The organism is Pseudomonas sp. TNT2022 ID1044 (assembly GCF_028656895.1).
In the GTDB taxonomy this organism is placed as follows: domain Bacteria; phylum Pseudomonadota; class Gammaproteobacteria; order Pseudomonadales; family Pseudomonadaceae; genus Aquipseudomonas; species Aquipseudomonas reinekei.
This window is the reverse complement of sequence record NZ_JAMDHB010000014.1, coordinates 199330-220918: the sequence shown is the minus strand read 5'-3', so window position 1 is coordinate 220918 and position 21589 is coordinate 199330. Positions and strand designations below refer to the sequence as shown.

The window sequence follows — 21589 nt, the reverse complement described above, 5'->3', positions numbered from 1 at the left end:
ATAGTAAGTGAATGTGAATCGGTGATATGGTGGCTCTACCCGTTCCAGCAGGTGGAAGGAGGTGTAGCAGGACAATCACTGGCAGACGCAGAATTGTCAATTTACATACATTGTTTTCAGCGCTCGTCAGTACCGATAGGGCCCGTAAGAGATAGGTGGGATGTAAGCCGTGTTGTTCACTAATCGCGAAAAACTTCAGGGGCAGTTTTTTGCTCAGGACAGCCTTCGCTTGCTGTGGAAATCAGCAAGCCTCAATCCGGACAGTTACTATTTCGTGGTCGAAGGTTGCGGGCTGGTCGATGGTTCTCTTGGGCCTTGGGTACGCCTAGTGTCGAGCGTCGATGAAGTCGACTCCCTGTGCAGGGGAGAACAGGTCGATACGCTGAGCGTAAACAAGATTCACCTGATCGCGCCGCCCTCCATGACCAAGCAGGCGGGAATTTCGATACAGCCGTTGTCGGATATCCGGATCAAGGAAGGTAGTGAAGCCAGTCCAGTCTATGAGTTTGTTACCCAAAACGGGCAGGTCTACTCAACCGCCAGAGGGTGATGACTGGCAGAGGTTCACAGCTCTGTCTTGCTAGAAGATGCCTTCCAGCATCTCTAAAGATAGAGAGTTGATAGTCATGTCTGAAGGTAGCAAAAGCTCATTAGCGTTGCTGATCAGGCCTTCCTTAAGAAGACACCCCCAAAGCTGGCAGCATTGACGAAAACTGCTCACTCAGCAGTTCCGGAATGTGCTCAACACTGAACAACACGGCGACTCCAATGAAGCTTCAAATCTATTCAGATTTGCACCTTGAATTTGCTCGGTTCGAGCCCGCCCCAAGTGATGCGGACGTTGTCATCCTGGCCGGCGATATTGATATCAAATCGCGCGGCGTGGTTTGGGCCAATAACACATTCCAGTGCCCGGTGATCTACGTATGCGGAAATCATGAGTACTACGGCGGCCACATCGAGCGCACGTTTCGAAAAATGAAGGACGCCGCAGCGCCACATGTCCACATCCTTGAAAATGAAGTTTTGATCCTGAACCAAACCAGGTTTTTGGTCACTACAGCGTGGACGGATTACTCGTCGACCGGCGACGTTGTTGCGGCGAAACGCATCGCTTGGGAATGGATGAACGACTACACCGTCATCAGAACAGATGAGAGTTACCGACGCCTTCGTCCCGATGACTTGGTCGCTAAATCTAAAGCAGCTTATGCCTGGCTCATACAGGAACTAGACAAGCCATTTGATGGCAAAACGGTTGTAGTTACACACCATGCGCCGGCGTTGGATCACGTGGCTGATGATCTTCCCGCACACTTGATCGCAGCCTACGCCAACGATTGGCCGGAGCTTCTGGGCAAGGCGGATCTTTGGATTTATGGACATACCCACATTGCAGCGGATTTCATAAAACGTGGATGCCGAGTCGTTTCAAATCCTCGCGGATATCCAAATCAACAGACTGAGTTCGATCCGGATTTTTTGATCGAGCTTTGATGCCAGCAGCTGGTCATTTGGCAAAGCTCACGCGGTAGGTCACTCCTAATGAGATGGAGAATTTTTGATGGTGACGTTAGAAGAAATCTCGCAGCTACTTTATGGCGCAGGCGCGGAGATGGCTGGCTGGTTGGGGTCTGAGGAAGACCTGATCTATTTAGCAGCAAAGTCATTCCCAGGCAAAGCATTCTGCGTTGTTCGGCAGTGGATTTTGATCGACCTCACGGTCAATTCAGATGAGAAAGAAAAGCTCATCGGACTGGGTCTACTGCCCGCGACTCTGTACGCGCATGAAGTCGTTTTCGATAGCCGAAATCGATTTCAGGCAGGCATGTGGGTACGCAGCAATTTTGGCGTGTCTTTTAGCCAGGGCTGCATGTTTGAAACCAAGAGTACGGTCTACCTCCTGCTGGGATCGGGCCTAAGAAAAAATGCCAGCATAGGTGCTGCTTTTTCAATGAAAGCGGATTGAGCAATGACTGGCGCAAAATACTACTTAAGTCATTTGGAGATGGCCGGATGCCTGAAATCATCGAAGTCGAATTTCATAGTAAGTATCTCAGTGACTTCCAGCTGAGCCGTCTTGTACAAGCGAGTCTTCAGAAATACACAGTAGCCATAACGGCTTTTATCAGCGATGCGGTGATCATCGAGGACAGGTGCCTTGGCGTGTCCTTCGACCACTTTCCGCATGACGACGCGTACCGAACCGCCAATGGCGGAATCATTCGCACAGGTAAAATTCGATCGGCTAGGAAAGAAGGGCGGTTTTGGCTGCTCGAAACTCAGGACGGTAATTACGTCATCGCCAGCTTTAAACGAGAGCTCGGCAGAGCTAGCTTTCTCAAGCTTCTCGAAACCGCCGACCGGCTCTAAACGAGGGTGAGAAATCCCCTTTTTAATATCGATATAGGGCCTGGCACATGGCAGATGAAAGATGGTCAGTTGCTCGGGCGATAATCCATTTCGAGGAGTTGCTCGACCAGGTGATCACGACTCGACAACCGGTTTTCATCGAAGGGGAACGCAGGAATGCGGTGCTCATTTCAATGGTGGAATGGGAGTCGATTCAGGCCAAGCTCAATTCTCGAGCTCCGTCAGACTTCTGAAAATCGCTTGCTAAGCCTCTTACGGTTTCAATCAGCAGCGCTCCGAGTTAGCCGTGCGGAGCGCTGCAAATTGCCTCTATGATGCGATGTACATTTTGCCGTCGGATGGATTCACAGCTCGCCTTGACTCAGTATCCGTACTCGTTTGACAGCCTCTGCAAAAACTCACGCCGCCGTTGGACGATGCTCAAGACAAGATAGTCGCGCTCGGTATCTCTCGTCGACAAATGCCCCGCGTCCACAAGACCATGAATGTAGCCTTCGGCTCGGCCTCTTGCTTCAAGTAACGCCTGTTTGGATGTGCTTTTAATGATGTCTTCAGCGATGAGCTGCCACCGCTTTTTCTGCCAGTGCCCAATGGGATCGTCGGAAAATTTCGGTGCGTTGATCAGAGTGTTGAAATCGGCATGCGCGGTAGGTGTGTTCAAAGCGGAGTCTCGCAACGGTTACGTCTGTGCCGGAGGCTATCATGCGCACACTTAATCGCTTGCTACTGGCTGGCTTGTCGGTTTCAATTTTTTTGAAGGGGGCACCGCGACCACAAGGCTAGGCGCTTACGCGAAGAGGCGATCATCCTAGCGCGACATGTACATCGGAATGCATTAGTGATTTAGCTCTCATTGCCTCGGCACGACACGGGTTTTCGCTATCGACGGAGACGATCGGGGAAGCGGTAAAATTGGATTATCCCAAATTATGGCTCAGCCATAATTATTGCTGAGCCATAATTTTTGCCTTCTCCGTTTCAGTTCAGTTGTCGCAAGCAGTACCTATTGCGATGACCGATTTGCAATATACTGTTAGGCAACTATCTAAAAGAGAACTGTCATGTCCAAGCTCGCAGAATTCCGCCAGCTCGAAAAACACCTTGCCGAGCAGCTCCAAGCGCTCGAAGCACTCAAAGGTGATGTTGGCCTGAAGAAAGAAATTGAATTTGAGACCAAGCTACGCGCATTGCTTGCCGAATACGGTTACAGCCTGCCGAACGTGATTAACCTGCTGGATCCGAAGGCGAGCCGTCGCGCTCCAGCCGTTGAGTCCAAAGCCGGTAGCCGCAAACCGCGTCAGGTCAAGGTCTACAAAAATCCTCACACCGGCGAAGTTGTCGAAACCAAAGGCGGCAATCACAAGACGCTGAAGGAATGGAAAGCGCAGTACGGTTCCGATACCGTGGAATCCTGGCTGACCAACTGATTTTGGTTTGAGTACAAACAAAGGCTCATAAACAGGGCCTTTTTTTGTTGGCGTGGGGACGAACATGGCGCTTGGAAAGGGAGAGTCTGGAATCGCATCAGCTTGCCGGGTTTAAGCGACATAGCCTTGATTCAATCTCTCAAGCGCTTCTTTCACGACAACGTACTCAGCCTCACTGTTTGTAACCTACAATGGCGTCATCCCACCCAACGCGGTTTGCGGTTTGCTCAGCCAAGCTGCCGCTTTCTCTTTATCCGCAAAGACTTGCTCTGCTTGCAACTGAATCAGATCAACATGATTCACGAATCTGGCTCCTGTGAAACCGATCTTCTAGTAAGCTGCGAAATAACCTAATGTGACAGTTAATGGTCTATTTTTTACACGTAATGCTGGCTTAATTCCTGTTCGGTGTTATCGCCTACGTCGGAGCCTGACGATAGGTTATTGATGACGCGTGTGCAATTGTAAGAGCCATTTTCAACGACTACACTCCAGCCCATGAAACGCTATCTGCGGTTTTGCCTCATTTTTCTGATCAGCCTGGCGCTTCCCCTCAGCGGGATGGCGGGCGTTCAGCCGCCGACAGAGCCTTGCCCGATGAAGACGATGGGCATGGCGATGATGGACGACATGGGGATGGACTGCTGCAACGACATGAAAAACCCCACTGAGCACGGTAAGCCTTGCAAGCCTGGCCAGGAGTGCAAGACGAGCGGCATGTTGCAAGTCTCGATCCTCAAGCCGCTGCTTACCGTATTCAGCCCTGTAGTACTTTCCTTTTTCAGCGACTCCCTGCCTGAACAGACCCCTTCCGGGGTATGGCGACCGCCTCGCGTTTGATTCCTGTACCACACTGAGCCTCATTCCGCTTTAGCGGGATGGCATATCTGCGTGCATGTGTTTTGAAGCGCGCAGTGGATCATCACAGGAATCGTGAACATGAACCCCAAGTGCTATTGCACAGGTTGGCCCCTCGTGGCCGGTCTGGCGGCAAGCGTACTGGCATTGCCGAGCTTCGCTGCCGATTTGACGCTCGATGAAGCGTTGCGGCTGGCCGAAAGCAATGCGCCGTCGCTGACCGCACAAGACGCGAAAATTCAGGCTGCCAGTAGTGCGGCCATCCCCGCTGGTGAATTACCCGATCCAAAGTTATTGGTGGGTGTGCAGAACTACCCCATTGGCGGCCCGGATCGCTGGAGCATCGACCAGGACTTCATGACCATGCAAATGGTCGGGGTCATGCAGGAGGTGCCGAATAGCGACAAGCGCAAAGCGCGCATCGAGGTCGCCGATGCGGCTGTTGATCGCGCTGCTGCGGAGCGTCGAGTCGAACGTCTGAAGGTACGCCAGTCCACGGCATTGGCCTGGATCAGCAGTTACTCGGTTGAGCGCAAAGATGCGCTGTTCCAGGACTTCTATAAAGAAAACCGGTTATTGACCGATACCGTCCGGGCCCAGATTGCCGGGGGTCGCGCTCAACCCGCCGATGCGGTGACGCCCAAGCAAGAAGCGGCTCAACTGGCGGAGCAGCAGGACGATCTGGTTCTCCAGAGAGCGCAGGCCCGAGCAGCCCTCAAACGCTGGATTGGCTCCGCTGCCAATGACAAGCCTGTGGGTAGCTTGCCTGCATGGCCCGTCGATACCTCAAGCTACTCCCATAAACTGCAACACCATCCCGAGTTGGCAGCGTTTGCGCCGATGACCCGTGAAGCGCAAGCCAAGGTTCGTGAAGCCGAAGCGGAGAAGCAGTCGGATTGGAGTTGGGAGCTCGATTATCAGCATCGTGGCCGTGAGTTCGGCGACATGGTCAGTGTGCAATTTTCCTGGGATCTACCGCTGTTTCCTGGCTCACGGCAAAACCCCAAGATTGCGGCCAAGCACGCCGAACTTAATCAGCTTGAGGCCGAGCGCGAAGCCCTGTCGCGCGAGCACACTCAGCAGTTAGAGATCGAACTGGCTGACTATGAGCGCCTTAATCGTGCGGTACGCCGAAGCCAGGAAAGCCTGTTGCCGCTGGCTAGGGAAAAGGTCGAACTCAGCATGGCCAGTTACCGTGCTGGCAAAGGCGATTTAAACGCCGTTGTTGCCGCCCGACGTGAACTGATCGAAGCCCGGCTCAAACAGATCGACGTGGAAGAGCTACGAGCGCTGACCAGTGCGCGACTCTATTTTGCCTATGGGGAGTCCAGCCAATGATCCTGAAAAAATGGAACGGGGCATTGTTGGTAGGCATCTCGCTGGCGTTCGGTGTTGCCGGTGGTTACTGGTTCGCTCAACAGCGCATGAATGGGGTATCAAGTAGTGCCTTGAAGCAGAGCCTCGACTCACCTGACGAACGCAAGGCTCTGTATTGGTATGACCCCATGTACCCGCAGCAAAAGTTCGATAAGCCGGGTAAGTCCCCCTTCATGGACATGCAACTGGTTCCTCAGTACGCCAGCGGTGAAGGAGATCGGGCGACTGTCACTATTGATCCGCGTCTGACCCAAAATCTTGGGCTGCGTTTTGCGACTGTCACCCGTGGTGTCTTACATTCCAGCCTCAACGTGACAGGCATCCTGGCGTTTAACGAACGTGATGTCGCCGTGATTCAGGCACGCACCACTGGCTTTGTGGAGCGAGTCTACCCCCATGCTCCCGGCGATGTGCTCAAGGCCAACGCGGCGTTGGCGGATATCCTGGTGCCAGAGTGGGCCGCTGCGCAGACAGAATTTCTTGCCTTGAAGCGCAACGGGGATGCTGACCTGTTAGCTGCGGCCCGCCAACGACTGCTGCTCACGGGGATGTCGGCATCACTGATTACTCAGGTAGGGCGTAACGGCAAGGTTCAACCTTACCTGACTCTCACCAGTCCCATTGGTGGTGTGTTGCAAGAACTGAATGTCCGTGCCGGCATGATCGTGGCGATTGGCGACACTCTGGCACGTGTGAATGGCTTGAGCAGTATCTGGCTAGCCGTGGCCATTCCAGAATCGGAAACCGGAGCTATCACCGTAGGACAGACAGTCGAAGCGCGCTTACCTGCCTTTCCAGGGACAACACTCAATGGCAAGGTCAGCGCGATTTTGCCCGAGACCAATCCGGACAGTCGCACGATTCGTGTACGGGTGGAACTCCCGAATCTGGACGGTCGCCTGAGACCAGGTATGACAGCGGAGGTGAGCCTGAATCGTTCGACCGAGCAAAGTGTGATGTGGGTGCCAAGCGAAGCCGTCATTCGTACCGGTCGACGTGCCCTGGTGATGCTCGCCGAAGACGCCGGACGCTACCGTCCCGTGGAGGTACAAATCGGGCAGGAAAACGATGGCAGAACGGCAATCCTGAAGGGGCTGGAAGAAGGCCAGAAGGTAGTTACTTCTGGACAGTTTCTGCTCGACTCGGAGGCCAGTCTTAAGGGCATTACTGCAAGCTCAGAGGAAGCGTCACCACCCAGCGCAGCAGCCTCCAGTTTTCATGAGGCGGATGGGCAGATCGTGGAGATCAACGACAAAGAAGTCACGCTTGCCCATGGCCCTTTCAAGACGCTGGGCATGCCTGGCATGACGATGACGTTCCCGCTCGGCAATCCGGCGCTGATGCAGGGCCTCAAAACGGGCGACAAGGTTCGGATCGCGGTGAGCCAGACCGACGATGGTTTGCGTGTTGAGCGTTTGGATAAAACGGGGGGGCAGCCATGATCGCGGCCCTGATTCGTTGGTCAGTGGCCAACCGATTCCTGGTAATACTGGCGACACTGTTCGTCACGGCGTGGGGCATTTGGTCGGTGCAGAGCACGCCCATCGACGCGCTGCCGGATCTCTCCGATGTGCAGGTGATCATCCGGACACCTTACGCAGGCCAGGCGCCGCAGATTGTCGAGAACCAGGTGACCTATCCGTTATCCACCACCATGCTCTCGGTGCCGGGCGCCAGAACGGTACGTGGTTACTCCTTCTTTGGTGACAGCTTCGTTTACGTGTTGTTCGAAGACGGCACTGACTTGTACTGGGCCCGTTCGCGCGTGTTGGAGTACCTAAGCCAAATACAAAGTCGGTTACCAGCCAGTGCCAAGCCGGCGTTGGGGCCGGATGCGACAGGGGTGGGTTGGATCTATCAATATGCACTGGTAGATCGCAGTGGGGGGCACGACCTGGCACAGCTTCGCGCACTCCAGGACTGGTTCCTCAAGTTCGAACTCAAGACTTTGCCCAACGTTGCGGAAGTGGCTACGGTGGGAGGCATGGTCAAGCAGTACCAGGTGCAGCTTGATCCGCTCAAACTGGCTAACCTCGGTATCACTCAAGTCGAGGTGAGCGAGGCTATTGGCAAGGCCAACCAGGAAACCGGTGGTGCCGTGTTGGAGATGGCAGAGACCGAGTTCATCGTGCGTGCGTCGGGCTACTTAAAGACACTCAATGACTTTCGGGCGATCCCGCTGAAGTTGGGTGCGGGTGGCGTGCCAGTAACCCTTGGTGATATCGCCACGATTCAGTTAGGGCCTGAAATGCGGCGGGGCATCTCCGAACTCGACGGCGAAGGTGAGACCGTCGGTGGTGTGGTGATTTTGCGCAGCGGCAAGAACGCTCGCGAAACCATTGCGGCGGTCAAGACAAAGCTCGATGAACTGAAAAGCAGTTTGCCGGCTGGTGTGGAAATCGTCACCACCTACGACCGCAGTAAGCTGATCGACCGCGCGGTGGAAAATCTAAGCCACAAGCTCATTGAAGAGTTTATCGTCGTCGCATTGGTCTGCGGGATCTTCCTCTGGCACTTACGCTCATCGCTGGTGGCGATTATCTCGCTTCCGGTGGGGATACTAATTGCCTTCATCGTCATGCGTTACCAAGGTATCAACGCCAATATCATGTCCTTGGGCGGGATTGCCATCGCCATCGGCGCGATGGTCGATGCCGCCGTGGTGATGATTGAGAACGCCCACAAGAAAGTTGAGGCCTGGCATGCGGCCAATCCTGGGGAGGAGCTGAAGGGGGAGCATCATTGGCACGTTATGACTGAAGCGGCAGCGGAGGTAGGCCCAGCACTGTTCTTCTGTTTGTTGATCATCACCCTGTCGTTCATTCCGGTTTTTACCCTGGAAGCACAGGAAGGTCGATTGTTTGGCCCATTGGCTTTCACCAAGACCTACGCCATGGCCGCAGCGGCGGGATTGTCAGTGACCTTGGTGCCCGTGCTGATGGGCTACTGGATTCGGGGACGAATCCCCAGTGAACAACAGAACCCGTTGAACCGTTGGCTGATCCGTATCTACCAGCCGGTTCTGGACGCAGTCTTGCGTCGACCAAAGATCACGCTGCTGGTGGCGCTATTGGTTTTTATCAGTGCGCTATGGCCAATGTCGCGCTTGGGAGGCGAGTTTCTCCCCCCGTTGGACGAGGGCGATCTGCTTTATATGCCTTCAGCACTACCGGGATTGTCGCCGCAAAAAGCGGCGCAATTGCTGCAACAGACAGACCGCCTGATCAAGACCGTTCCAGAGGTTGAACACGTCTTCGGTAAAGCCGGTCGTGCCGAAACCGCTACCGATCCGGCACCGCTGGAGATGTTCGAAACCACCATTCAATTCAAGCCGCACGAGCAATGGCGCCCAGGCATGACCCAGGAGAAATTGGTGGAAGAACTGGATCGCGTGGTACGAGTCCCTGGACTAACCAATATCTGGATACCGCCGATACGAAACCGTATCGATATGTTGGCTACGGGCATCAAGAGCCCCATTGGAGTGAAGGTTGCCGGCACCAATCTGGCGGAAATTGATGCTGTCACCCAGGCAGTCGAGCGGGTGGCCAAAGACGTGCCCGGTGTCAGTTCGGCTCTAGCCGAGCGACTGACCGGTGGCCGCTACATTGACGTGGATATCGACCGCAAGGCTGCCGCTCGCTACGGATTGAATATCGCTGATGTGCAGTCCATCGTGGCCGGCGCTATCGGCGGTGAAAACGTCGGGGAGACCATTGAAGGTCTCGCACGCTTTCCGATCAACGTGCGTTACCCACGGGAGTGGCGTGACTCGGTCGGCGCCCTGGAGCAACTGCCGATCTACACCCCGTTAGGTAGTCAGATTACTCTGGGCACGGTGGCGAAGGTCAAGGTCAGCGACGGGCCGCCGATGCTCAAGAGCGAGAATGCACGTCCTTCTGGGTGGGTATACATCGACGTGCGAGGGCGGGACATTGCCTCGGTGGTAGCCGACCTACGTCGGATCATCAATGAACAGGTCAAGATGCAGCCCGGCATGAGCCTGAGCTACTCAGGACAGTTCGAGTTTCTCGAAAGGGCCAACGCACGCCTTAAACTGGTGGTGCCTGCCACGCTGTTGATCATCTTCGTGCTGCTCTACCTGACTTTCGCCCGTTTCGATGAGGCGTTGCTGATCATGGCCACGCTGCCATTCGCACTGACTGGTGGAGCATGGTTCCTCTATCTGTTGGGATTCAACCTATCGGTGGCCACCGGGGTGGGCTTTATCGCCTTGGCCGGTGTGTCTGCCGAGTTCGGCGTGATCATGTTGCTCTATTTGAAGAACGCTTGGGCCGAACGTGAAGATCTCGGCGACAGCACTGAATCCGGCCTGGTTGCAGCGATTCGTGACGGCGCTGTGCAGCGAGTTCGGCCCAAGGCCATGACCGTGGCCGTCATCATTGCTGGCCTGTTACCCATCTTGTTGGGCAGCGGCACGGGCAGCGAAGTGATGAGCCGCATTGCCGCGCCGATGGTCGGCGGCATGGTCACAGCCCCCTTGCTTTCCCTGTTTGTCATTCCGGCAGCGTATCGCCTGATGCGTCGCCGGCAGCTCCAGATTGTACCCACCAATCTTCAAGGAAAAGTCGTATGAAACTGACCCTTATTGCAGTTGCAAGCACCGTATTTGCGCTATCGCTTTCTGCCCGCGCGGAGGATATGCCAGGAATGAAAATGGATGGTATGGAGGGCATGAAAATGGAGCAGGAAACAAAACAGGCTCCAGCCGCCAGCGCCGAGGGAACGATCAAGGCCATGGATACTGCAAAGCACACGGTGACCCTTGCTCATGGTGCTGTTCCAGCTGTGCAATGGCCACCGATGACCATGGCCTTTTCTGTGACGCAAGATCAGCTGAAAGGGCTGAAGGTTGGAGACCGTGTATCGTTTTCCTTTCGGCTAGAGGGTGGCAAAGCCACAATAGTTTCCATAAAAAAATGAGGCGGTGATGATGAAAATTACCGGCACGCTCTGTCGCGCCGGTTTTTTCCGTCTACGTAGCAAAAAGCTTGATGCAGATATTGGTTGAGAGCTGTCCACTCAGATGGACGAGTATCGACTTATGCAGGCCTTTGGTAGAAATCTGCTGCCACCGGGCGATAGCGAAGGGATGACCGACCATGAAACTCTCGTTCCTTGAGAGGATCTCGAGCAGGATGCATCAGCAAGACCGACACCCAGCTACTCACCCAGATGATTGCAAGGCTGGACACGAACGCTGGCTTCATAGTCGATGGTATTGCCGTATTGCCGTATTGCCGGTGTCTACTGACATATCTCGCTGGAGCAAAGCCTGACCGGCTCTGACTGCCAGATCCGCTCTAAAACGCTTTCACACAGCTTCGACCCAAGGTGGGCATAAACCTCTCATTTCCCTCAAACAACAGTTTATTTCGAAGGAAGACCAAAGCTGGCGATGAGACTTGCCGTCGCTAGAGTGCACATGACGAGGAGCAAAGGTGTTGAGCCGAGCTTGTCCAGAATAACAGCAGCTGCCACAGGGCCTATGGCCTGCGCGACCAGCATTGGACGAGCCAACAAGCCCATGCGAGCCCCGTAGCCATCTGGCCCAAAAAGAGCCAGTGGCAATGTCCCACGAGCAATGGTCAGAATCCCATTTCCAGCGCCGTATAACGCCATTGCAATGAATGCCAGCCATGGAATAGCCGGTAGCAGTAGCCCGATTCCTATCCCACTCAGCAATATCGCAGCCCTGGTAGATGTGGTCGGATGCAAGTTTCGCCCAAGGGAAAACTCTGCAAGCCGGGCTACGACTTGAGATGGCCCTATCATCATGCCGATGGCCAGTGCGGTGGCCGTAGCTATGCCGAGCAGCTTCAGCACATCAAGCAGATGGACAGAAACTGAAGAGATCACCAGCGACTGGAGCGTCAGTAGCACTGCCAACAGTAGAAAGAGGCGATTGCTGGATTTTGTGTGATGGGCGGTGACGGCGGAAGAGGCGTGGGTAGGAACTGCAGCGCTTTTAGGAATGCTCTCACTCTTTGGAATCAACAAGAGATGAATCGGCAATCCTATGACCAGATGAGCTGCGGCTAATGTGACGCAGCTATATCTCCAGCCAATCTGGTGTTCCAGGCTGGCGATCAGTGGCCAGCCTAAAGTGCTGGCGAACCCACCCAGCAGAGTAAGACCGGTCATCGAAGTGCGTGCGCTATCCCCAAATAGACGTCCAAGAGTCGAGAAAGCGGCGTCATACAGGCCGGCAGCCATGGCGACACCAATAAATGTCCAGGCCAGGTAATAGATGACCAGGTTGCCAGCCACACCCATCAGCAGCAGCCCCAGTGCCATCAACATCGAACTGGTTGCCAGGACGGGGCGGCCACCATGCCGATCTATCTGCCTCCCGACCATTGGAGAGCAAGCACCTGCAACCAACAAACCCCATGAAAGTCCGGCCACGGTGCTGGTAATCGACCAACCCATTTCTTGTGCAATCGGCGTCGCGAGGACTGCGGGCAAGTAGTACGTTGTACTCCACGCGAGTATCTGTGCGATGCCCATCGCCCAGACCAGCCCAGCTCTGTTGATTGTGCGTTCACCGCTGATTGGATAACTCACAAGCTGCGAGCCTTTTTAGTTGTTAGATGCAACAAATTAGCGATCCCGGTACAGAATCGTCAACCAGAATGAAGGAGTGGTTGACCCTTTCCTGAAGTCGGGATTACTGTTGCATCTAACAACTAATTTGTGATGGCCATGGCAAAGCGAAAAAAAGACCAACTGACTCAGGATTCCGAAGATCTTTACGAAGCCTTGAACCAGCTCGTCCGGGTGTATCAGTTTCGCGACCGGGATCGCATCTGCTGCTACGACGTTTCGGTCACGCAGTGTTATGCCATCGAGACGCTGGTTAAAAGGGGCCGACTCCGCCTGCAAGCGCTTGCAGAAGAGATGTTTCTAGATAAAAGCACCGCGAGCCGGGTGGTCGATACGCTTGAACGCAAGGGGTACGTGTCGCGAGTGGAAGACAGCGAGGATCGTCGCGCAGTGCAGGTTGAGGTTTCTGAATCTGGTCATGAGCTGTACCAGAAGATCCGCGCTGACCTTATCGCTGAAGAGCGGGCAATGATCGAACAGTTGTCACCCGAAGCGCGGCAAGGAGCGCTGAGTTTGCTGAAGCAGATCACTAGGGCGACTGAGATTCGCTGTGGCCTGGTCAGTGGCTGCTGCCCGTCGGTGCCCGAAGCGAAATAAAGGGTGACCCCCTTTTTTATCTGAAATGTTGTTACTACCAACTGGATGGGTTCAAGCATGCACATTCGATTCGCTGAAGTCAGGGACGCTGCATCGATAGCTGGCATCTACAACCAGGGTATTGCGGAGCGAAGCTCTACATTCGAGACCACGTTGCGCGGGTCAAATGACATGCTTGAGCGCATTGCCTTGATGGAGCGCTATCCGACCTTGGTTATGGTTAACGATGCGGATGAGGTGGTCGCTTGGGCAGGTTTGAGTAGTTACCGTTCCCGTACCTGTTACGACGGTATCGCAGATTTTTCGATCTACCTGGATCGGAGCATTCGAGGCCAAGGACTAGGAAAAATTTTGCTTCAAGCACTACTGGATGAGGCCAAAACCCGAGGTTTCTGGAAGGTGCTATCACGCATCTTCACCTTTAACACGGCCAGTTTGGCGTTGTGCCGTTCGTGTGGGTTTCGGGAGGTGGGTGTGTACGAAAGGCATGCTTGCCTTGAAGGTCAGTGGCTCGATTGTGTAATCGTTGAGCACCTAATTCCTGTTAATCAGCCGCACTGAAGCGAGGAGTCAGTCATGGACAGTAAACTTCCTGTTGCCATCATTGGTGCCGGCCCTGTGGGGCTGGCTGCTGCCTGCCATCTCATCGCGAGGGGGCTGACACCTTTGATCTTTGAAGCGGGGCCCAGCGCAGGGGCTAGCATCGAAAACTGGGCGCACGTGCGGATGTTCTCTCCATGGGGGTTCAACGTCGACAAGCAGGCTGCCACGCTGCTCACGGCCCAAGGATGGGTGGCGCCTGCGGAGGACGTTTATCCCACCGGGCGTGAACTACTGGATGAGTACGTATATCCACTTGCAGCGCTGCCATCCGTGAATAGGTATCTGTGCCTGAACACCGAAGTCCTGGCGGTGACTCGGTTCGGCCAGGACGTCATGAAAACGAAGAACCGTGCAGCCGCATCATTTCTGCTACGGGTCAGGACGCAAGAGGGCGAAAAGGATGTGCTCGCCAGTGCAGTCATAGACGCATCCGGTACGTTCCGCTCGCCAAATTGGATGGGGGCACATGGTATTCCTGCCTTAGGCGAGAAGGACTTGGCTGATCGCATCACCTACGGCATTCCCGAAGTGCTTCATAGTGAGCGGCAACGCTATGCAAATCGGCGAGTGATGGTGGTTGGCAGCGGTCACTCGGCGTTCAATGTATTGCTGGAATTGACTCGGCTGCCCAGCAGGAGCCCCGCACGAAGATCTATTGGGTGACTCGCGGCTCATCTTTGGATCGCATATTGGGTGGTGGGGCAAACGACAAGCTGGAGGAACGAGGAAAGTTGGGGCAGAGGGTTCGCCAACTGTTGAACGATGGGGCCATTGAGCTGTTCATTGACATCGCCATCGACAAGGTTTCCGCAGGTGATGATGGCATCGTTGTTGAGGCAAACGGCCAAGCCCTGCCCAAGGTTGATGAGGTTGTGGTCGCAACTGGATTCAGACCTAAGTTGGAGATGCTTGCCGAGCTGCGTTTGGCGCTGGATTCGGCGACTCAGAGCCCCATTCATTTAGCCCCGTTAATTGACCCGAATGAGCACAGTTGCGGTACGGTTCGCCCGCATGGGGCCGTCGAACTGGCTCATCCTGATGAGGGGGTCTTCATCGTAGGTATGAAGAGCTATGGCCGCGCACCGACATTCCTGCTCCTGACAGGCTATGAACAGGTGCGCTCGGTGGTAGCGGCGCTGGCCGGTGATTGGGATGCGGCCAAGCGGGTTGAATTGGTCTTGCCAGAGACAGGCGTGTGCAGCACGCAATTCGGTGATTCTGACTGCTGCGAGCGAGCGGCAAGCCCTGATTGCTGTCCGCCAAATTGTTGCACCGATTCGGATAAGACTGTTGAAGTTGCGCCGACATCGACCCACTCCTGCTGCTCGTAACTGTGTACGAAGTTGCATGCACTTGATCAGGCTTAATGAGCCAATGACGGACTACCAGCCATAGCCCCCAACTGCCCGTGGGGCAGGCTCAACCAAATATCGTCTATATACGCTCATGGACAATTGCTAACGCTGGCTATAGTTTCGCTTCGCTGCTTTGTCGGCATTCAACCTGTCGGCAAACTCGAGGGCTGGCGGGGCCATTCATTGGGCCAAAGCGGGCAGGTTGAGCTTCTGGCGCGCAGAAACGAAAGACGAGCGATGACCTCAATCAGAGAAAAAAACAAACTAGCTGTATTTGGTAGCGGCACTATTATCGGCGCCCTGGGTGGGCTGATTGGATTGGGGGGCGCAGAGTTCAGGCTGCCGCTGCTTATTGGCTTGTTTGGTTTTGGCGCATTGGAGGCAATCATCCTTAACAAGGCCATGAGTCTTGTAGTGGTAGCCACAGCCCTTCCATTTCGTGCGTTCAGTGTTCCCTACGAGGCGGTATTTGAGCGATGGGACATCATTGTCACGCTGCTGGCCGGGAGCCTTGCAGGCGCCTGGTTCGGTGCAGGATGGGCAACCAAACTCAAGAGCAAAACCTTGTACCGTGTTTTGGCAGTGCTGCTTGTGGGTATCGCCGGTGCTTTGCTTTTCGGTCATGAGACAAGTTCTACCGGCGTAGCCCTGTTCCACGGCGTGCTGCTGGCTATTGTTGGGATAGTGGTAGGCTTTGGTATCGGAGTGGTTGCAGCGCTGATGGGCGTGGCTGGTGGTGAGTTGTTAATACCGACAATCGTTCTTCTATTCGGTGCTGACATCAAGCTCGCCGGCAGTCTTTCACTTGCTGTGAGCCTGCCCACAATGATTGTGGGTTTCACGCGATACAGCCGCGACCAAAGTTTTTCAATAATCCGTGCTCAACGGCCCTTCATCCTGGTCATGGCAGCGGGATCAATCATAGGGACATTCATCGGCGGGCAATTACTAGGTCTGATCCCGACGGTATACCTGCTGCCATTGCTTGCCGCCATCCTCCTGATCTCCTCGGTGAAAGTCTGGCGTCATCGTTGAGTTTTAACTGGGTCACTTTGGAAAGCGTCCACCCAGCTGATGTATCTAAGACGTCATCGACGTAGCCTGCGATTTTTTCCGCCAAACGAGTGCCGGTATTGCACGGATGTAGATCAGCTCACCAACCAACTCAACCAGTGTCTGAGTGATCACTGCAGCAGCAGCAAGCCCTCGAACTTCTTCAGGCAAAGCTAAGGCCAGCGGGAGAACCACCAAAGAGTTACGTGTCGATGAGCTGAAGGTGACCGCTCTGGCAGTTGTGGATGACAGCTTGAAAACTCTAGAAGCCAAAGCACCCATCAGGGGGGCCAGTAGCATGAATCCGATGTACACGGGGATAACCGGTGCAAGCTCGTCGATGTCGCGAACCACCGATGAGATTTGAGAACCGACAACTGCGATCAAAACCGCTGCCATTGCTGGGACAGGCAGCCAGGCCCAGGCAGCGTTCCAACCGCTGACGATTTTCGACTTTTTGGCCAGGGCTGCTGTAACCACGGCCAGTAACAAAGGCGCGACAATCAACACGAGAAAGGCTTCGACAAAGGGGCCCACTGAGATAACGACTTCGGACTGCCCACCCAGCATGAAGGCCAAGTACACGGGTAGTAGTACAAGCTGAAGCAGCAACAAAATCGGTGTTGCCGCAAGGATCCCGCGAGAGTCGCCCATGCCAATGTGCGTAAAAACCACCACGTAATCGATGCAGGGGGTCAGCAGCACCAGAAGTGCGCCGACAAGGATTGCCGGGTGATCCGTAAGACCTCTGGTGAGCCCCCACACCAGCAGCGGAATCAACACGAAGTTGGCGATAAGCAAAGCGGACATGAAGCGTTTGTTGCTGAGGCCTTCGCGCAGGTCAAGAAAGGGGATCTGTAGGAACATCGCGTACATCAGCACGGCAATAGTCGGGGTCACCAACGCGTTCAGGCCTTGAGCTGCTGTAGGCGCCACCAACCCACCAATTGCAGCCGCTATCACTGCAACCAAGTAGATCGGTATCTGGTTCTGTTCAAGTGCATCCCTATCCATAGTGCTCTCCTCGGATATAAAAAAAGGCCGTCAGCCTAAACGGGCGCCCAAGTCAACGCGCTGTCATTCACCTGACCACCTGTTTGCATTCGACTTGACCAGCCATTTGCATCGGTCATGACTGCATTGCAATGAGCATATTCATGTGTGTTGTACGTGCAGATCGGATGGTCACGGCCTATTACTGGTCATGGTCGCGTAAATGATAGGAGGCTGCTGTACAGCGTCGAGTGTTCATTGGCGGGCTGTGCCTGTTCACTGCGGACTCTTTGGCGTCCGGCGTAAACAGCGGCCTTTGGAGATCACCTCAGTAATGACATAAGTCAAGGTGGTTTTGGGAAGACCTGCTAATTATTGAGTGTAAACAGGCGATTGTCATGCTGAAGTCTATAATTCTCGGCGAGTGCGGTTGAACCCAGGCACCGCAATCGGTTGGCACATTAGATTTCGGTTCAGCTCACCTTCACAAAGGCAGCTCGAAATGAAAAATATCAAATTGGCCGTGCTTTTTCTCGCCGCATCGCTTTCCCCCATGTGGGCGTTAGCAGCAGAGCAACCTCAAACGACGCAGACGCAGCAACAAGCTCCGAATGTTGCCGAATTCGATAAGCAGATGACTCAGGCGCAAGAAACCTTCCAGAAGATGCAGACGCAGATGGAGAAAATTCAGCAGACCCAAGATCCCCAGCAGCGCCAGAAGCTCCTTCAGGAGCATTGGAATACGATGCAAAGCGGCATGGGCATGATGAACAACATGTGGGGGCCGGGAATGATGGGCTGCTGCGGAGGCGGCAGGATGGGCAATGGACACATGATGGGCGGTGGCATGATGGGCGGCCATATGATGGGGTGGCAGGACTACTCAAACTTGACCCCAGAGCAAAAAAGTCAACGCCAGTACATGATGGACAGGTACACAGGTATGCAACAGATGATGATGGATCACATGATGTGGCATCAAAACTATATGCAAGGGCAGTTACCGGCGAAGCCTTGAAAGTAAGTATTTGCTAGCTATTTAGATCGCAGAGTACGTTCTCCGCTGCTCGGACGTACTCCTAACTCGCCCTTTCGCCTAAGGCTTGCAGCTGGCCCTGTAGTGCCCTCTGCGGTTAGTGGTCATCAGTTAGCATTGGCTTCTCTAGGAAAGCGTCCCGATATAGGCGCCCAGTTATGCACAGAATCTGGGTAATCTCACTTACCCGCTGCATCAGCAGGCGCGTGAGGACGTCCTTAAAATAAGTATACGGATCATACCCATTGAGTCGCGCCGGCGCTGGATACATCGACTCAAAGCTCCATTCATCTTTATCCGCTGATTGATCCGAATGAGCATAATTGCACATGGTGCCGTCGAGCTGGCTCATCCTGATGATGGGATCTTCATCGTAGGAATGAAGAGCTATGGCCGCGCCTCGACCTTCCTGCTACTGACAGGCTATGAGCGGGTGCGTTCGGTAGGGCGCTAGCCGGTGATTGGGATGCGGCCAAGCGAGTTGAATTGTTCTTGCCAGAGACAGGTGTCTGCAGCAAGCGACTCGATGATTCTGCCTGCTGCGACCGTGCGGCAAACCAAGACTGCTGCGAGCCAACTTGTTGCACCAATGCGGATAAGGCTGCTGAAGTTGTGCCGACATCGACCCGCTCCTGCTGCTCGTAGCTGTATGCGAAGTAACTAGGCATTTGCCCAGACCTCTTCCTGGCTGAGAAGGATACCTAGCGCCCCCTCATGCAGTTTTACTAGGCACGAGGGGCGGAGTGTCTAACTGGACGACCTAATGGAAGAAACGCCCGGCTAGCTGCTAAACAAGCGTAATTACACATTAAACCTCCGCGATTTGAAGCTGATCTTCTCTTTGAATTCCTCCACTTTCCCGATGCGACGAATGTTCGCCCACGTCCCTTTGTAATACGGCACTACATTTCGGTCTGTCCATGGCGTGGTCAAATCGCCCATCACGCCGTTGAAGTGGCCGAACTGCATAAACGTATGGTTCCGCTTGATATCCGGCTCCAGGTAGGCCAAGGCGTAGGACGAACCGTAGTCGTTAAATACCTCGACCACGTCACCCGATGTAATAGCCAAGGCTTGTGCATCGTCGGGATTAATTTCTAGATAGGCCATCGGCACACGCCGTTGCACGAAGTCGTTGTATTGATCGTGGTAAAGCGTTTGCCACACCTCGTTGATACGCCCGTTGTTGACCCAGAACTTGTATTTCGCTTTCTGCTCTGCCACTGGCTTAGGCAACCCTGGCCACGTCGCGGACTTGAACTCAGCTTTGCCGTCCGGGGTATCGAACTTGTAGTCGGTGTAGAGCATCTCTGTGCCAATTAGTTTGCCATCTCGGTACTCTTTGGCGGGTAGCTGGACGCCATTGTTGCCCATGGCCTTCAACCGCTCATAGGTGACGAGATTTCCCGTGGTGCCTCCCTGACTGTCGATTGGGCCAGCACCGGGTTGGCCGGCCATACGAAAGCCGTCATTGAAGGCGTCTTCCTCGGTTTTCCAGTCGAACCCTGTAAAACGCGCCGCCATTTCCTGTTTTCCTTCGGCGAGATACATTTGCTGAAGGGTCTTGGCAATAGCCGCCGCGATCAGGCAGTCGGGTTTCGCCGAACCAGGAGGATCCATGAATCTTTGCGAAAGCCGTATCCTGCGCTCCCCATTCATAGAGGTGAGATTCATCTCACCCGGATGGGTTGCCGGCAGCATCACGTGCGCGGCCTCTGCCAGCTTGGTGGGGTAGAGATTGATATTGGCAAGGAAAAGCCCGCCTTTGGTTTTTACCGCATCGTAGATCGCATCCACCATCTGCGCGGTCGTACCGCCGCGAACTTGGGCCATGGCCTCCCTGACAATGCTGGCGCGTTTCAGGATGACTGCGCGATGCTGCTCAGCATTCAGCGTGGTCTGGAACGGGTTGGCCCCCCATGCCGTATATATCATGCCCTTGCCGTTGATGATCTCCTGATCCACGTAGATCTTGGAGTCGCCTGGATAAGGAGGACGCGTGTATCCCTCCTGATGCCCACCCATCCGCACTACACCTGTACCCCGGCGTCCGACGTTATGGGTTGCAAGCACCAAGTCGACCAAGGCGGACTGGATGAGGTAGTTGTCATTCCCCCAGATGATTCCTTTTTCGTATGCATGCATGGTATGGGGGCGGTGACCGGAAGCTTTGGGCTTGTAGGCCCATTCGGCAGCAAGTTTGAGCTTATCCACCGACACTCCGGTGATGTGGCTGGTTTCTTCAAGCGACAGCTTGTTGGCTTGAAGTGCCTGATCGAACCCCTTGGTATGGGCAGAGATAAATTCTTTATCGTGCCAGTCTTGTTCAACCACGTAGGTCAACAGGCCATTGAACAGGGCGATATCCGACCCTGGTTCTATATCAAGGTGAAGCACGTTGCCCTTGCCTGCCGCTTGCTCGGCAATCGTGAAAGTGGGCGTCCTGCGCGGATCAACAAAAATCACTTTCGCAGGAGCAATACTCTCGTCAGGAAATCGCTGCTTACGTTTGTCTACCGTCTGCCCCTGCAAGTTAGGTAACCAGTGGGCCAGGAAGTAGTTGGTTTGGGTTTCGTATGAGTTGCAGCCTATGGCAACAATGACGTCGGCCAACTCGGCGTCTTCATAGCTGTTATTGAGTTCGCCAATGCCCATCTCGCGGGTAGCATGGCACTCGGAGTTATAGGCAGGGCGGTTGTGGATACGCACCAATGGTGTTTTCAGCGCCGTGAACATCAGCTTGCCGGTGCCCCAGGTATTCTCAAACCCGCCTCCAGCGCCTCCATGATCGAAGCAGTCAAAGGCGAGAGCGGCTGGCCCGTCATTATCAAGAATCTTCTTTGTCACACCGGCATAAAGTGCCAGCGCATCATCCCAACTGGTGTCTACCCACTGGTCAGCAACATAGACGCGTGGACTGCGCAACCGCTCCTTGCCTACGCCATCGGGGCTGTACATGACCTTGGCCAACTGTCCGCCTCGTGTGGACGAGAGGCCTTTATTAACTTCGCACTGTTTATCCGGCACGATCATGATGTTGTAGCGCTTGCCGTCCTTGTCGGTGATCGTATTCTGCATCGCCGGGGTCATGATGACGGCCAAGGGTGGCAACTGTTTGCGGAAGTCGAGCCCGAGCGCATTTTCATCAGGAGCCCGTCCACCTTCCTGGCTCTCCGGCCATTTGTATACGTGATAGCCACACCCCACGATGCAGAAGTGGCATGTCAGGTTGGTCTTTTGGGCATCCACAGGAGGCAGTGCCACACGATCTTTATTGGTTGCCATTTTAA

At 54.5% G+C, this 21589-nt stretch carries 22 protein-coding genes; 16 read left to right on the top strand and 6 right to left on the bottom strand.

All coding sequences use genetic code 11. The features are described 5' to 3' along the window. The first annotated feature begins 169 nt into the window (after positions 1 to 169). From M5G20_RS19020 to M5G20_RS19005, 4 genes are all read left to right on the top strand, one after another. Positions 170 to 550 carry a hypothetical protein gene (locus M5G20_RS19020; protein ID WP_052760678.1) on the top strand — a complete coding sequence of 127 codons (381 nt, stop codon included), beginning with the start codon at positions 170 to 172 and terminating at the stop codon, positions 548 to 550. A 218-nt stretch (positions 551 to 768) separates the two neighbouring features. Then, a complete protein-coding gene (locus tag M5G20_RS19015) occupies positions 769 to 1497 on the top strand; it encodes a metallophosphoesterase family protein (RefSeq protein ID WP_046819820.1) in 729 nt (242 codons plus the stop codon). 67 nt (positions 1498 to 1564) lie between these two features. Next, positions 1565 to 1969 (top strand): DUF6957 family protein, encoded by a 405-nt coding sequence (locus M5G20_RS19010; RefSeq protein WP_046819819.1) that lies wholly within the window; start codon positions 1565 to 1567, stop codon positions 1967 to 1969. Positions 1970 to 2016: 47 nt separating this feature from the next. Then, positions 2017 to 2373, top strand: a complete 357-nt coding sequence (locus M5G20_RS19005) for a hypothetical protein (protein ID WP_046819818.1) — start codon at positions 2017 to 2019, stop codon at positions 2371 to 2373. A gap of 361 nt (positions 2374 to 2734) precedes the next feature. On the opposite strand, the gene M5G20_RS19000 is transcribed toward M5G20_RS19005, so the two are convergent. After that, positions 2735 to 3034, bottom strand: a complete 300-nt coding sequence (locus M5G20_RS19000; RefSeq protein WP_046819959.1) for a hypothetical protein — start codon at positions 3032 to 3034, stop codon at positions 2735 to 2737. A 400-nt stretch (positions 3035 to 3434) separates the two neighbouring features. On the opposite strand from M5G20_RS19000, the gene M5G20_RS18995 reads away from it, so the two are divergent. Beyond that, a complete protein-coding gene (locus M5G20_RS18995) occupies positions 3435 to 3800 on the top strand; it encodes a histone-like nucleoid-structuring protein, MvaT/MvaU family (RefSeq protein ID WP_046819816.1) in 366 nt (121 codons plus the stop codon). Positions 3801 to 3986: 186 nt separating this feature from the next. On the opposite strand, the gene M5G20_RS18990 is transcribed toward M5G20_RS18995, so the two are convergent. After that, positions 3987 to 4103 (bottom strand): MbcA/ParS/Xre antitoxin family protein, encoded by a 117-nt coding sequence (locus M5G20_RS18990; protein WP_235431888.1) that lies wholly within the window; start codon positions 4101 to 4103, stop codon positions 3987 to 3989. A 195-nt stretch (positions 4104 to 4298) separates the two neighbouring features. On the opposite strand from M5G20_RS18990, the gene M5G20_RS18985 reads away from it, so the two are divergent. The 5 genes from M5G20_RS18985 (at position 4299) to M5G20_RS18965 (ending at position 10979) form a co-directional block, all read left to right on the top strand. After that, complete coding sequence (locus M5G20_RS18985; protein WP_046819815.1) at positions 4299 to 4640, top strand: hypothetical protein; 342 nt, start codon at positions 4299 to 4301, stop codon at positions 4638 to 4640. A 99-nt stretch (positions 4641 to 4739) separates the two neighbouring features. Then, positions 4740 to 5996, top strand: coding sequence for a TolC family protein (locus M5G20_RS18980; RefSeq protein WP_046819814.1), 1257 nt, complete (start codon positions 4740 to 4742; stop codon positions 5994 to 5996). Further along, a complete protein-coding gene (locus M5G20_RS18975) occupies positions 5993 to 7477 on the top strand; it encodes an efflux RND transporter periplasmic adaptor subunit (RefSeq protein WP_046819813.1) in 1485 nt (494 codons plus the stop codon). Before M5G20_RS18980 ends, M5G20_RS18975 begins: the two co-directional genes overlap by 4 nt. After that, positions 7474 to 10632 carry an efflux RND transporter permease subunit gene (locus M5G20_RS18970; protein WP_046819812.1) on the top strand — a complete coding sequence of 1053 codons (3159 nt, stop codon included), beginning with the start codon at positions 7474 to 7476 and terminating at the stop codon, positions 10630 to 10632. The genes M5G20_RS18975 and M5G20_RS18970 overlap by 4 nt, the downstream gene beginning before the upstream one ends. Further along, positions 10629 to 10979 (top strand): copper-binding protein, encoded by a 351-nt coding sequence (locus M5G20_RS18965; protein ID WP_046819811.1) that lies wholly within the window; start codon positions 10629 to 10631, stop codon positions 10977 to 10979. Before M5G20_RS18970 ends, M5G20_RS18965 begins: the two co-directional genes overlap by 4 nt. 447 nt (positions 10980 to 11426) lie before the next feature. Here M5G20_RS18965 and M5G20_RS18960 read toward each other — a convergent pair whose 3' ends face one another. Then, on the bottom strand, positions 11427 to 12623 hold the full coding sequence (locus M5G20_RS18960) for an MFS transporter (RefSeq protein WP_235431887.1): 1197 nt from the start codon (positions 12621 to 12623) through the stop codon (positions 11427 to 11429). 138 nt (positions 12624 to 12761) lie between these two features. Here M5G20_RS18960 and M5G20_RS18955 point away from each other — a divergent pair, with 138 nt between their 5' ends. The 5 genes from M5G20_RS18955 (at position 12762) to M5G20_RS18935 (ending at position 16252) form a co-directional block, all read left to right on the top strand. Continuing rightward, positions 12762 to 13259, top strand: coding sequence for a MarR family winged helix-turn-helix transcriptional regulator (locus M5G20_RS18955; RefSeq protein WP_046819957.1), 498 nt, complete (start codon positions 12762 to 12764; stop codon positions 13257 to 13259). 57 nt (positions 13260 to 13316) lie between these two features. Beyond that, positions 13317 to 13820 (top strand): arsinothricin resistance N-acetyltransferase ArsN1 family A, encoded by a 504-nt coding sequence (locus M5G20_RS18950; protein WP_046819810.1) that lies wholly within the window; start codon positions 13317 to 13319, stop codon positions 13818 to 13820. A 15-nt stretch (positions 13821 to 13835) separates the two neighbouring features. Next, positions 13836 to 14525: an FAD-dependent oxidoreductase gene (locus M5G20_RS18945; protein WP_235431886.1), complete on the top strand. Its 690-nt coding sequence runs from the start codon at positions 13836 to 13838 to the stop codon at positions 14523 to 14525. A 14-nt stretch (positions 14526 to 14539) separates the two neighbouring features. Then, entirely contained in the window at positions 14540 to 15193 is a 654-nt protein-coding gene (locus M5G20_RS18940; protein WP_235431885.1) for an NAD(P)-binding domain-containing protein, read from the top strand. Between the two features lie 234 nt (positions 15194 to 15427). Next, positions 15428 to 16252 carry a sulfite exporter TauE/SafE family protein gene (locus tag M5G20_RS18935; protein ID WP_321032489.1) on the top strand — a complete coding sequence of 275 codons (825 nt, stop codon included), beginning with the start codon at positions 15428 to 15430 and terminating at the stop codon, positions 16250 to 16252. Between the two features lie 45 nt (positions 16253 to 16297). On the opposite strand, the gene M5G20_RS18930 is transcribed toward M5G20_RS18935, so the two are convergent. Further along, positions 16298 to 17284 (bottom strand): arsenic resistance protein, encoded by a 987-nt coding sequence (locus M5G20_RS18930; RefSeq protein WP_046819808.1) that lies wholly within the window; start codon positions 17282 to 17284, stop codon positions 16298 to 16300. A gap of 481 nt (positions 17285 to 17765) precedes the next feature. On the opposite strand from M5G20_RS18930, the gene M5G20_RS18925 reads away from it, so the two are divergent. After that, positions 17766 to 18281, top strand: coding sequence for a hypothetical protein (locus M5G20_RS18925; protein WP_046819807.1), 516 nt, complete (start codon positions 17766 to 17768; stop codon positions 18279 to 18281). A gap of 115 nt (positions 18282 to 18396) precedes the next feature. Here M5G20_RS18925 and M5G20_RS18920 read toward each other — a convergent pair whose 3' ends face one another. Together M5G20_RS18920 and M5G20_RS18915 are read right to left on the bottom strand one after the other, a co-directional pair. After that, the gene (locus tag M5G20_RS18920; RefSeq protein WP_414478851.1) at positions 18397 to 18570 is read right to left on the bottom strand and encodes a transposase domain-containing protein; all 174 of its coding nucleotides are present in this window, start codon (positions 18568 to 18570) and stop codon (positions 18397 to 18399) included. 530 nt (positions 18571 to 19100) lie between these two features. Then, positions 19101 to 21584: an arsenate reductase (azurin) large subunit gene (locus M5G20_RS18915; protein ID WP_046819805.1), complete on the bottom strand. Its 2484-nt coding sequence runs from the start codon at positions 21582 to 21584 to the stop codon at positions 19101 to 19103. Between the last annotated feature and the right edge of the window lie 5 nt (positions 21585 to 21589).